The 13,277-nt window shown below is 29.5% G+C and carries 9 protein-coding genes and 1 riboswitch; all 9 genes read right to left on the reverse strand.

All coding sequences use genetic code 11. From position 1 onward, the window contains the following. Positions 1-10: 10 nt before the first annotated feature. The 9 genes from DIC82_01400 to secG all read right to left on the reverse strand — a co-directional run bounded on the left by DIC82_01400 (position 11) and on the right by secG (position 13,183). Positions 11-649: a methionine ABC transporter permease gene (locus DIC82_01400; protein ID AWK49827.1), complete on the reverse strand. Its 639-nt coding sequence runs from the start codon at positions 647-649 to the stop codon at positions 11-13. Next, positions 649-1,614 (reverse strand): methionine ABC transporter ATP-binding protein, encoded by a 966-nt coding sequence (locus tag DIC82_01405; protein AWK49828.1) that lies wholly within the window; start codon positions 1,612-1,614, stop codon positions 649-651. Before DIC82_01405 ends, DIC82_01400 begins: the two co-directional genes overlap by 1 nt. Before the next feature lie 104 nt (positions 1,615-1,718). After that, positions 1,719-1,837, reverse strand: a riboswitch (SAM riboswitch). A 349-nt stretch (positions 1,838-2,186) separates the two neighbouring features. After that, positions 2,187-6,758: a multifunctional 2',3'-cyclic-nucleotide 2'-phosphodiesterase/5'-nucleotidase/3'-nucleotidase gene (locus DIC82_01410; GenBank protein ID AWK49829.1), complete on the reverse strand. Its 4,572-nt coding sequence runs from the start codon at positions 6,756-6,758 to the stop codon at positions 2,187-2,189. 275 nt (positions 6,759-7,033) lie between these two features. After that, positions 7,034-7,504, reverse strand: a complete 471-nt coding sequence (locus tag DIC82_01415; GenBank protein ID AWK49830.1) for an SsrA-binding protein — start codon at positions 7,502-7,504, stop codon at positions 7,034-7,036. A 173-nt stretch (positions 7,505-7,677) separates the two neighbouring features. Then, a complete protein-coding gene (rnr, locus tag DIC82_01420; protein ID AWK49831.1) occupies positions 7,678-9,888 on the reverse strand; it encodes a ribonuclease R in 2,211 nt (736 codons plus the stop codon). Between the two features lie 240 nt (positions 9,889-10,128). Further along, on the reverse strand, positions 10,129-10,710 hold the full coding sequence (locus DIC82_01425; GenBank protein AWK49832.1) for a molybdenum cofactor guanylyltransferase: 582 nt from the start codon (positions 10,708-10,710) through the stop codon (positions 10,129-10,131). A gap of 52 nt (positions 10,711-10,762) precedes the next feature. After that, entirely contained in the window at positions 10,763-11,308 is a 546-nt protein-coding gene (gene mobB / locus DIC82_01430; protein AWK49833.1) for a molybdopterin-guanine dinucleotide biosynthesis protein B, read from the reverse strand. Further along, complete coding sequence (locus tag DIC82_01435) at positions 11,286-12,497, reverse strand: molybdopterin molybdenumtransferase MoeA (protein ID AWK49834.1); 1,212 nt, start codon at positions 12,495-12,497, stop codon at positions 11,286-11,288. Before DIC82_01435 ends, mobB begins: the two co-directional genes overlap by 23 nt. A 452-nt stretch (positions 12,498-12,949) precedes the next feature. Further along, positions 12,950-13,183, reverse strand: coding sequence for a preprotein translocase subunit SecG (secG, locus tag DIC82_01440; GenBank protein AWK49835.1), 234 nt, complete (start codon positions 13,181-13,183; stop codon positions 12,950-12,952). Positions 13,184-13,277: the final 94 nt, after the last annotated feature.

Genomic DNA, 13,277 nt, shown 5'->3' on the forward strand with positions numbered 1-13,277 from the left:
TTGTTTCCCCCTATTTTGATAATTTATTATACAAATAATTCCCAATAAGTTGTAATACTTGAACTAATATAAATAAAATAATACATGTTACTATCATTACATCTGTTTGGTATCTTTGATATCCATAACTTATTGCTACTTGGCCAAGTCCTCCGCCTCCAATTGTGCCCGCCATTGCTGAATATCCAACAATGCTTATAATTGTAAGAGTTATTCCTGACATTATTGAAGGAATTGCTTCTTTAAGCATAACCTTAAATATAATTTGAGTGTTTGATGCTCCAAAAGATTTTGCTGCTTCAATAACACCTTTATCAACTTCTCTTAATGATGATTCTATAACTCTTGCAACAAAAGGTGCTGCTGCAATTGTAAGCGGAACAATAACCGCTTCTGTACCTATAGATTTACCAACTATTAATCTAGTTAAAGGTATAACTACCACCATTAATATAAGAACTGGAAAGCTTCTTAATGTATTGACTATTAAATCTAAAATATTGTAAATAATTTTATTTGGCTTTAATCCATCATTAGCAGTAATTGTTAATATAATTGCAGGTATAAATCCTAAAATAACTGCAAAAATAGTTGATACAAATACCATTTCTAACGTTTCTATTAAAGCTTTTCCTATTATTTCACTCATTATTCAATCACCTCCAATAGAATATCTTTATTTTCAAGGTATTTCATAACCTTATCTTTATCTTCTTCTTTTATATTTATTACAAGGCCTCCCAATACGTCATCCCTAAACTTTTCAAGTTTACCCCAAACTATTGAAAAATCTATTTCTAGTTCTCTAGCCATTTTAGTTATAAGTGCATTTTCTGAAGAATTGCTTGGGAAAAATAATTTAATATTAACTCCATCATCCGGTAAAATTTCATCATCTTCTTCACCTAAGAATTTCTTTAATGACTTTCCTGGTTTTAAAAATAAATCTTCGGCTTTTCCTTCTGCTTTTATTTCTCCTCCGTCTAATAAAGCAACTCTCTCACAGACTTCTTTTATAACTTCCATTTGATGAGTAACCATTACTATCGTTATACCTAATTCCTTATTAATTTTAGAAAGTAAGGCTAAAATATCTTTTGTAATTTTAGGATCCAATGCTGATGTTGCTTCATCACAAAGTAATATCTTTGGATCTAATGAAAGGGCTCTTGCTATTGCTACTCTTTGCTTCTGCCCACCACTAAGTTCCGATGGTTTACTAAATCTTTTGTCTTCTAAACCAACTAGCTTTAGTAAATCTAATACCTTATCTTTTATTTCACTCTTATTGTAGCCCCATACCTCAAGAGGAAGAGCAATATTATCAAAAACATTTTTTCTTTGCATGAGATTAAAGTTTTGAAAAATCATTCCTAAATCTTTTCTAAATTCTCTAAGGTTCATACCTGTTAATGACGAAACTTCTTTCCCCATTACATTAATAGATCCTCCATTATACGATTCAAGCCCATTTATACATCTAAGTAATGTAGATTTTCCTGCTCCACTATGTCCTATTATTCCATAAATTTCGCCTTCTTTAATACTTATTGATACATCTTTTATAACTTGTGTTTCCCCAAAACTTTTAATTACATTTTTAATTTCTATCAAAACACATTTCCTCCTCTGATTTTGTTTTTCTTAGTTTTCGGATAACAAAAACAAAAGCGCCAGAGAATAAATCTCTAGCGCATAAAACACCATGCAAATTTATCCTCTCATCTATCAGCTAAAAAAGCTGCTGGAATTAGCACCATAAAAACATTGATAAAAGAATCAACATTTCGGTTGCCGGGTTTCACAGGGCCAGTCCCTCCACCACTCTTGATAAGATATCCGATTATTTAATTTAGTTTCTGACATGATTATATAAGCATTTTTTTTATTTGTCAATATCTAAAAAATAATCATAAAGTTCTTTTAATCCTTAGTATTGTCATCAGATTAGTTTTATTATATATACTTATTGATAATATTGCAAGTATTTTTATTAATTATTATCATTATAACAATTAACTTTAAGTTTAATTCACAGAAACATTATTTTATTCTGAAAACTTCATCTCAAAATTCTTAGTTTTAAAGGTTTAGAGCACTACTATTTATCATAAAAACTTAATTTCACAGAAAAAGAGATGCTATTATATAACACCTCTTAATCATAAAATACAATATTTCTATTTTTAAGCTACCCATTCTCCATTTGAATCTAATGTGTAACCATCAGCTGTAGTAGTATTAGAAGCCATTGAACCATCTGAATTTAAGTAGTACCATTTGTCATTAGTCTTTACCCAGCCAATAGACATATAGCCACTTTCATTTAGATGATACCATGTATTCCCTTGTTTATTCCAACCTGTTTGCATAACTCCATTAGATGGTGATAAATAAACCCAACCAGCATTATCTTTTTGCCATCCTGTCTTTGGATCACCAGTTGCATTTACTAAATACCAACTATCAGATACTTTTGCCCAACCTTGAGTCACTGTTTCTGTTGGAGCCATTGGTACTGTAGCTGCATAGTAAGTTGCATTAGCTTGAGTTGGAAGCGTTATAGCATCTGTTCCTATTGTAACTCCTTCAGTTAATTGAATGTACTTACCTAGTAGAGGTACAAACTTATAAACTGCTTTTACTTTTCCTTGAGTAGATGATACAGGTATTGTTGTTGCAGCACTATCTTTTTCTGATGTTACAACTGCACCTACATACTTTCCTTCTTTGCTTATTGCAGTTAAAGAAAGTTTATTTCCATCTACGTTAGTTAATTGTTTTGGTGTTTCAGCAGTTACACCTACACCAACTATTGTACTTAAAGTATCTATTACTTTTTTAGTAACAATTTCAGCATTAGATGCTTTTTCTTGTGTCTTGTCTGTTTTTGAAATATTATTTTTGTGCTTGTTACTACTTGAACTACTAGATCCTGTATTATCTACTACAACTTCTTTAGTAGATAATCTCCAGTTATTTGAACATACTGGATTTATTATCTTAGCATCTTTAATATATGAAATCATCAAGTTTCTAATTTGTCCATCATCACCAAGAGCTTTAGCAGAACTATAAGTAACTATACTTGGATCTGTGTTACTTAATCCAGCTTCTTTCATAAAGCCGCCTCCGCCATTATATCTGTAATCATTAATGGCAACAGTGAATACATCTGTATTATTGATTAAATTTCCATTGTATTTCAAATTAACTATTCTGCTTCCAACAGGTTTTGTTAAATCGATATCGTAAGATGCACCATATAATTGATCTAAATTATAATCTGGAATATTTAATTGAGCATCTTTTTCAATTTTGTCTGTTTCATTTGAAACTTGTTTATAATATCTTACAGAATATTCCAACCACCTTTTAACTTGTTCTCCAGTCATCTTTACTCCATAAAGATAATTTTCAAATACATAAGTTCCCATAATGTCCTTATTGGTTACATTTCCACTTGGTATATTAGCAGTTGTACTTAATGGTGCTGCTATTGAAAGTTGTGCATTAGCATATTGAGCTTGCACTTTATTTATTAATTCCATTATAGCAGTTGCAGATGTAATTTGGTCTTTACCTGGAAATGCATCTGTTGCTTGTCCTATTTGTGTACCTGTATATTGTAGTGTTGCATCTTTATAAGGTTTCATTATTGAAATAATATTTTGATCTTCTGCTATAGTTTTATCCATTGCAACATTTTTTATATTTACAGCTTTAACTGCATTGTTGCTATCTAAATTTATATCTATTTGTGATATAAAACTTGCGCCTTTATTTGGCTCAAGTACTGGTACAATTTTTCCATCTGGATTTTTTAAAGTAAGATCATTTATAGTTGAATGAGCATGTCCTGCAATTATTGCATCTATTCCTGAAACTTTAGTAGCAAGTGCTTTAATTTGGTTTTCTGGAATAACATCACTAGCTCCTTCTTCTCCACTATGAGCAGCTACAATTACAACATCTGCTCCAGCTTTTTTCACAATAGGAACCCATTTTGTAGCTTCATCAACAATATCATTAAAATGAAGTCCTTTATAATGTTCTGGATTTTCCCAACTAGGAATGCATTTATTTGTAAGTCCTACTATTCCAACCTTTACAATCTTTCCATTTGCATTTAAATCTTTAATATAATAAGGTTCTACGAAATTACTATTATCAGTATTATAAGCATTAGCTGCTAAAACTTTAATTCCTTGATCTTTATAATCATTTTTTACTCTATTTAAAGTATCAAGGCCAAAATTAAATTCATGATTACCTAAAGTCCATGTATCGTATTTCATTGCTCCCATTACTTTTGCCATTGGATAAACAGAAGTTTTGTCTTTCATATTGTAATAGTAAACAAGAGGAGTACCTTGCATTGTATCTCCATTGTCTATTAACATTACATTAGGATTAGAAGCTCTTAAATTGTTTACATAAGTTGAAACTTTTGCTAATCCTCCCTTTCCAGTAGTACTATTTGTACCATAGTCCCAATCGAAAGCAGCTCCATGAACATCTGATGTTGCTACTATTGATATTGTAGAGTTTGAATCTTCACTAGGATTAACTACATCAGATGCATCTCTTACAATTAATTGAACATTGTTAAATTTACTTACCATAGCTGTAACATCTTTTACATCATTAACTTTTAATGCAGTTACAGTTGGCATTTTATAAATAATAGATGTTCCTGTTGAATCTTTTATAGCTGGAGATTCGTCTAAACTTGTAAATGTAACTTTTTTAAGTTTAATTAATATTCCTTGTAAGTCATCATTTATATCTTTTATAGTAACTACTTTAGGTGTGATTGTATTATTTTGGCTTGATACTGAAACGTTTGATGTCGCAGCAAGTGTTATTTCTATTAATCCATTATATACTGATAATGGTCCTGTTACTGTAATCTTATCTCCCTTAGTAACAGTAGATCCACATGCATTATATAAAACTATGCCTGCTGTTGGATTAGTAGGATCATCTTGTAAAAATACAGTTTTTCCACTTACTCCACTAACAAAGCCTTCTATTGTTGCTGAAGCTTTACTTGCTGCTGCTGCTTTTGCTTCTTTAATTGTCATTGTTGGCGCTGAAGTTTTACTTAGATTCACTAATCTTTTATCCATAGTTACATTTATTTTTTTATTAGCTGTAACATCTGCAAGTAAAGCATCTCTTACAAGAGTGTGAGTATCATAATAAGTATCTGCAATTGGTTTGTCTAAAAATCTTGTAAAAGCATCTCCTCCAGTAGCAAGGAAATCTGGTGCTGCTACTGTTAACATATCGTCACTCTTTATAGGTGTTCCATCACTTTCTCTAACCATACTTACAACTCTTTCTCCATCTGTAACCGCTTCCTTATAAGGCGTTTTAGAGGAATCATAAGCAATCTTTACTCCTGAGATTTGAAGTCCTTTTCCACCATCTACTATTCCTTGTTCGATAATAGTCTTTAATTGAGCACCAGTCATTTTAACTGTAGTAACAGTATTATCAAATGGCATTATAGAAAAAATTGTACCAACAGTTATATCTCCAGCTGGAGTGTCTATTCTTATTCCACCGTTATTTACAATACCCACATCAGCCTTAACATTATTTCTAACTACATCTGACATCCAATTCCCAAGCTGTGATTCTCCATAAGGTGAAGCAGTTTGAGTTCTTGTATAAGCTACTTCATCATATCCAATTTTCTCATTAAAAGTTGGCGCTAATGCGCTATAAGCTCTAGCTACAAGGTCTTTGCATTCTTTATCTACAGATGTATCCGCTGTAACTTGAGGAAGACCATTCCAATTTTTACCTTGTTGTGAAAATCCAATTATTTTTTTATTTTCGTCTAGTGAAATTTTTAAATCCATAAACCCTTTACCTGAAGAATATGCAGTTAATGTAGGTATATTATTATCATCTTTGTCTTGTAATACTACATCATCATTTGAATGAGTGTGTCCACCGAAGACTGCATCTACTCCATGTAAATTACTAACAATATTCTTTAATGATTCCTTTCCATCATGTACAACTGATAATACAACATCTGCTTCATTATTATCTCTAATTTCTTTTGCACATTTATTAATTTCAGTTGCAGGATCAGTAACTGTATAATCTTTCATATTAGCTGGTAAAACTATAGTAGCTACATCCTTTAGTATAGCTCCTATAACAGCTATTTTTACGCCACCTTTTTCTACTATCTTGTAGGGTTTATATAGTGGTTTATTTGTTGACTTGTCATATAAATTAGAACAAACTATTTCATAACCTGCACCCTTCATTGTTTCGTTATTTATTGTATTAAGACCCCAATCAAATTCATGATTTCCTAGTGTTGTTACTTCCATTCCCATTTTTGATAATACTTGTTGAACTGGAACTCCGTGTAACATATTTGATACTGGTGTCCCTTGATATAAATCTCCACCACCAATTACAAGAGTATTACCTGGATTTTCATCATTAACATCTTCAACAGCCTTTGCTAGTGCTGCTCCAACATGATAAGTATTACTAGTATCTAAAAGTTGACCATGAAAATCTGTAATCTCTACTATATCCAAAGTAACTGCTGCTCCTGTTGTAACAGTAACTGCTGAACCAGTTGTAACATTTACTGAGGAATTACTAATACTAATTGTATCTGCCTTGGCTATTTTAATTTGGCCGAACATAACAAAATTAGATAGCATAAATGTGAATACTAATAAAGCACTCAATATTTTTTTGTTTTTTTGTTTAAGCATAATAATTATTGCCCTCCCTAATTTTATTTATAATTTAAGCAAAAATTTAGTTAATATTTTCCTCCTTTCAAATTTTATGAATAACTATACTGTAAAATTTTACATAATATATATATTATACAATTAATTCTATTAATTACAAGTGATTACATAATCGAACATAAATATATATCATGTTAATTTTTTACTTTAATCCATGAAAAAAAATAGTAAATAACCTTGTTTTTACACAAAGCTATTTACTATCTATTATATTATTTGATTATCCAATTATGCTAATATTTATTTCGTTCTTTAATGGCTCTATCTATATCCCTTTTATGATCTTTTTCTAACATAGAATCTCTCTTATCATAGTTTTTCTTACCTTTACATACTCCAAGCGCAACTTTAACCTTACCTTCTTTTAAATAAAGTGATAACGGTATTAAAGTATACCCATCTTGAGATACTAAACCATCAAGTCTTTTTATTTGATCTTTATGAAGCAGTAATTTTCTTTCTCTTATAGGGTCAACATTAAATATATTGCCTTGTTCATAAGGACTTATATGCATACCTTTTATAAATATTTCTCCATTGGAAATATCAGCATAGCACTCCTTAAGATTAACTCTGCCTTTTCTTATGGATTTAACTTCTGTTCCAACTAACACTAGTCCAGTTTCCATTGCTTCTTCCACAAAATAATCGTGTCTTGCTTTTCTATTTTCTGCTAAGGAATTCTCATTCTTTTTTCTTGCCATTTTTATCACCCACTTAATTCAGTTAACAGTTAACAATTAACAGTTAACAGTTTATGCTAATAAAATTATATTACACCTATCTTTTTAAATCAACAAATGTGTATTAAATAAAATAATAAACTAAAAATTAAATTTAGGTGGAATATAAATTCCACCTGAAAAGCTTCACTTCATTATTCTACTTCATCTATTTCATTTTTTAATCCTTCTGTACTATTTTTTGGTATCTTTAGCTCTTCTGTCTCTTCTCTCTTTGGTTCTTGTGTAATTTTAAAGAATACTTCTCTATTTGCTATATCTACATTTACACATTGTACTTTTACTTTATCTCCGAGTTTATAAATCTTCTTAGTTCTTTCACCCATTAAACTAAGATGTGCTTCATTAAATATATAATAATCATCATCTAAATCAGTAATATGAACTAAACCTTCAATTGTGTTTGCTAGTTCCACAAATAATCCAAAAGTTGTAACTGAAGATATAACTCCATCAAACTCTTCTCCAATTTTGTCTTCCATATATTCAGCTTTTTTAAGGTCATCAACTTCTCTTTCTGCATCTTGTGCTTTTCTTTCCATTTCTGATGATTGCTTAGCTGCATATCCTACTATATTTTTTAATTTATTTATTCTCTTTTCATCTACTTCTCCATGCAGAAATTCCTTAATAATTCTGTGAATTTGTAAGTCTGGATATCTTCTTATTGGAGAAGTAAAGTGACAATAATATTGCGCCGCTAGTCCAAAGTGACCAGTACACTCTGGTGCATACCTTGCTTGCATCATAGAACGTAGCAATAAAGTACTTACAACAGTTTCTTCGTTTTTTCCCTTGACTTTTTCCAGAACACCTTGGAAACTCTTTGGACTTATCTCCTCTGTCCACTGAACTGTATATCCTAAATTATAAACAAATTCTTTAAATTTAGCTAATTTCTCCTCATTTGGATTCTCATGTATTCTATATACAAAAGGTAAATGAGTCTCAAACATATGCTCTGCAACTGTTTCATTAGCAGCTAACATAAATTCTTCTACCATTCTATTAGATATTTCACGATCATAAGGTTTAATTTCAATTGGTTTTCCAAGCTCATTTAATGTAATTTTGGCTTCTGCAATTTCGAAATCAATAGCTCCTCTTCTAGTTCTCTTTGCTCTTAATATCTTGCAAAGCTCTTCCATATTCTTAAAGTCTTCATAAAGGTAATCATATCTCTTTATTAATTCTTCATCATGATCCTTTAAAATCTTTGTAACGTCTGTATATGTCATTCTTTCATTAGTTTTAATAACAGATTCCACTATTTCATGATCTACTACTTTTCCTTTATGATCTATTTCCATAAAACAAGTTAATGTCAATCTGTCTACTTTAGGATTCAAGGAACATATACCATTAGATAATTTTCTAGGTAGCATTGGGACAACCCTGTCTATTAAATAAACTGAAGTTGCTCTTTTTAATGCTTCTTTGTCTAAAGGGTTATTTTCCTTTACATAGTGAGTTACATCAGCAATGTGAACTCCTAGCTTAAAGTTTCCATTACTTAACTTTTCAATAGATACAGCGTCATCTAAATCCTTTGCATCTTCTCCATCTATTGTAACCATTTTTAAATCTCTTAAATCTCGTCTTCCTTTATATTCTTTTTCATCTATTTCCTCGGAAATACCGTCAGCGAAATTCAACACTTTATCACTAAATTCTTCAGGAAGTCCAAGTTTCTTTATAATCATTAAAATATCTATTCCTCTATCGCCTTTTCTCCCTAAAACTTCTGTTACAACACCCTCTGCCTTTCTTTTTTCATCTGGCCATTTAGTAAGTTTAACTGTAACAACATCTCCATCTTTAGCACCATTTCTATCCTTCTTTGAAATAAAAACGTCTTTAGATATTCTGGTATCTTCTGAAACTACAAATCCAAAATTCTTACAATCTTCATATATACCTACTATATTAGTTGTATTCCGTTCAATAATTTCAACTACTTCTCCTTCTCTTTTCTTAGTATTTGTATCTTCCCTAGTTACTTTAACAGATATCTTATCCCCGTTCATAGCACCATTCATAGAAGTACTTTGAATAAACACATCATTTTGTCCTTCTTCATCTGGAATTAAAAATCCAAATCCCTTTGCATGTGATTGAAGCTTTCCTATAACTAATCCTTCTTTTTCCTTACCGCTCTCAGCTATCATATATTTATTTTTCTTAGTTCTCATAATAAAGCCTTCATCTTCCATTATTTTTAAAGTCTTTTTAAAAGCATTATATTCATTTCTCTTTATATTAAATACAGCAACCAATTCTTCAATATCCATTGGTTTATACGCAGATTCTTTCATAAAATTTCTTAAAGTTTGTTTAATTCCCATGATACTTACCTCCATTATACATTTTTATATGTATTATTACTTTATATCTATATACTACCACATTAATGTTCTACAACATAGATTTTATCTTTTTTATATTATTAGTATTGACATATAATTGTTTTTTATTTAATCTTTTTTTTAGATAACAATCTCACTTTTTCAAAAGCTTATTCATCATTAACTTTTATTATTCCCTCTTATATTATTAATGTTATAGGCTAATCCTACTTCTATTTTTTAACTTAGCACTCTAGTATGCATTTCATTTAGTTCTTTAGGTGTATTAAGATTTATTAAAGATAATAATTTATCATCATATAACTTGATTTCATTTTCATAAATCTCTCTTACTTTAATCTCAGTAAAAATATTTGAAATTTTTAATTTTTCTTCACTTAAATGTTGCTTCATAACATTCAAACAATTTTTAGAATATGTTGCAAATAATGGCTGAAATCTACCATCTATTTTAGGAACCACTGCATCATATCCTTTAATTTGTATTATATGATTTATTAATTGTAAATTTATAAAAGGCATATCACATGCAACTACGAAACACTCATTAAAAGTTGCTTCTTTAATACCTGTATATAATCCTCCAAGTGATCCTTTATTGGTTATTATATCTTTCACTAAACGGACATTTGTGTATTCAAAATCTTCTGGTGCATTTGTAACTATTATTATTTCTGAAAAAAGCTCTCTAAATATATTTAAAATAATATCAATAATAGGTATGTCACCTATTTTTATAAATGCCTTCTTCCGTCCCATCATCCTGCTATTTTTTCCTCCAGCTAATATTATCCCTGTCATAGTATCACCTCCTAGAAGAACAATAAACTATACTAAGTGTGCTTCTAAATAACTATAGAATCTCCCTTATTTTAATATATTTGTCTTCTATAAAATTAGCAATTGAATTAATATCATTTAAATCTAAAAGTTGTATATCTATATTCAGCTCTTCATCACTAGCTACTGCAATAAAAGTTGAAATATTAAAATTACTATCTTCACACAATAATTTATTATCAACAGATTTTCTGTGAACTTCAATTTTAGGATAATTATTGTTTTTGAAACCTTCAATTAAAACAATATCTAAATTAGTAAAATATCTCATAATATCCTCAATATCTAATTCCTGCCTTACTGTTTGAATCATAGCAAGTTTTTCCGAAGAAGAAATTATTACATTATCAGCTCCTGCTTGTGTAAATCTATAGCTATCTTTACCTTTTTTATCAATATCAAGTTTATGAGCATCATGTTTTAATACTCCTACACTATAATTTCTCTGTTTTAAAATTTTAATTAAGCTTTCAATAAGTGTAGTTTTTCCAACATTGGACTTTGTTGCAACAATAGAAATTACTAAATTTTCTTTTTTATTTAAATATAAATCTGCCATTAAAAACTTCTCCTACATGCACATCTTCAACATCTTCCGGTATAATAACAATTCCATTTGCTTTACTAATAGTCACTAATTGATTTGAACTTTGTGAACCAATTTTATGTGCATAATAAACTTCATTTTCTTTTTTTAAATCAACGTAAACAAAATCTCTTCTACCTACTTTAGACTTAAAATCATCTGCTAAAATCACATTAAATTCTTCATTATAAAAATTATTTTTCCTCATAATTTTTTTTATTGCTGGTTTAACAAATTCCTCAAAAGTATTAATTGCAGATAACGGATTTCCTGGAAGTCCAAAAAATAGTTTTTTCTTATAAGTAGCAAAGGTTACAGGCTTCCCAGGTTTAATAGCTACTTTATTAAATTTTATATCCGCTCCAATGTCGCCTAAAATCTCTTCTATAAAATCATAATCACCTACTGAAACTCCTCCAGAAGTTATTACAATATCGGATTCCTTTAGAGATAAATTAATCTTTTCACGTAAGATGTCTTTGTCATCACAAACAATTCCAAAAGATATTACCCTTGCCCCTATTTTTTCAATTAAAGAAATTAAAGCATATTCATTGCAATTTCTTATTTTACCGTTTGATATTGTACTATCTATATCTACTAATTCATCTCCAGTTATAATTAGTGCAACAACAGGACTTTTATGTACTTTAACCTTTTTATAACCTAACGATGCTAATAATCCTATCTCAGAGGGCCTTATAATACTGCCTTTTTTTAAAGCTAAATCCCCTACTCTAAGTTCCTCCCCTAATTTAATAATATTTGTGTCTTTTTTTACCTTTTCATTTATATATATTTTATTATTTTCTACAATGACTTTTTCAATTTCTATTACAGAATCAGCATAATTGGGTACTGGTGCTCCAGTCATTATTTTATACGCCTCACCATGTTCTAATATTTCCGTGCAATACTCCCCTGCTTTTATTGTATTTTTAATTTTAAATTCAGTTATATTTTCATTACTAGCACTTTCTGTATCTTCACTTTTTATTGCATACCCATCCATAGCAGATTTATTAAATGGTGGTAAATTATCTTTAGAATAAATATTTTCTCCTAAAACTCTGTCATTGCATTGTAGTATGTCTCTTTCCTCTAAAGACGATAATTCTATATAATCAAAAATTATTTTTTGAGCTTCCTTAAAATTAATCACTGTATAATTTCCTTTCAATAATTATTTTTATTTATATATTTCATAGTTAAATTGTTACCTTTTTTACTCTAAACATGCTAATACGCTTGTAAATATTCCTTCCCTAAGAAGGACATAATCACCTACTAAGTTCTTAATTTCACAACCATTATGGCATTACTTTACTATTTGAGTTGCTTCTAATAAGAAAAGATGTCATGATTCTGGTGTGTTCCGAACCTATTTCTGATACTCCAGTTAGAGACATCTAATGCCTCTAGCTTTCTAGTCAGCTTAAGGTAAATTATTCATACAAGTTTTATATATATAAAAACACCTTATTCTATACTTGTCAATTTTAAATTTAGTATTTACTTTAAAAGAATTGCCTCCCAATGAATTTAATCTGTTGAGAAGCAATTCTTTTATTTTATAAACAAAAAAAGCTACTTGAATAAAGTAGCTCAGATTTATTATTTTACTAAATTTAATACAATCGAATTTATTGCAAAAAGTGCCATAAACATAACTGTTAATCTTACAAGAATTACTTCTTTAGTTCTTGATTTGTTTTTTGAAAAGAATGTTTCTTGTGTACTTCCTTGTATTAAACCACTTAAAGCATCAGATTTACCAGGTTGCATAAAAATTGTTACGACAACACCTAATCCAAATAACACTTCAAAGACTAATAATATATTTTGCATAGGTAACACCTCCTATAATGATCAATAACGTCAATCTAAATAATATCACATTTATTCATTCATTACAACTTTCTGTAGTGAAAATTTCATACTA

Source organism: Clostridium beijerinckii (genome assembly GCA_003129525.1).
Taxonomy (GTDB): Bacteria; Bacillota; Clostridia; order Clostridiales; family Clostridiaceae; genus Clostridium; species Clostridium beijerinckii_D.

Bases quoted from the DNA above. Each gene is read 5' to 3' on its own strand.
- DIC82_01400 (AWK49827.1), bottom strand. From the start codon at position 649: ATGAGTGAAATAATAGGAAAAGCTTTAATAGAAACGTTAGAAATGGTA.
- DIC82_01410 (AWK49829.1), bottom strand. From the start codon at position 6,758: ATGCTTAAACAAAAAAACAAAAAAATATTGAGTGCTTTATTAGTATTC.
- DIC82_01415 (AWK49830.1), bottom strand. From the start codon at position 7,504: ATGGCAAGAAAAAAGAATGAGAATTCCTTAGCAGAAAATAGAAAAGCA.
- rnr (AWK49831.1), bottom strand. From the start codon at position 9,888: ATGGGAATTAAACAAACTTTAAGAAATTTTATGAAAGAATCTGCGTAT.
- DIC82_01425 (AWK49832.1), bottom strand. From the start codon at position 10,710: ATGACAGGGATAATATTAGCTGGAGGAAAAAATAGCAGGATGATGGGA.
- mobB (AWK49833.1), bottom strand. From the start codon at position 11,308: ATGGCAGATTTATATTTAAATAAAAAAGAAAATTTAGTAATTTCTATT.
- secG (AWK49835.1), bottom strand. From the start codon at position 13,183: ATGCAAAATATATTATTAGTCTTTGAAGTGTTATTTGGATTAGGTGTT.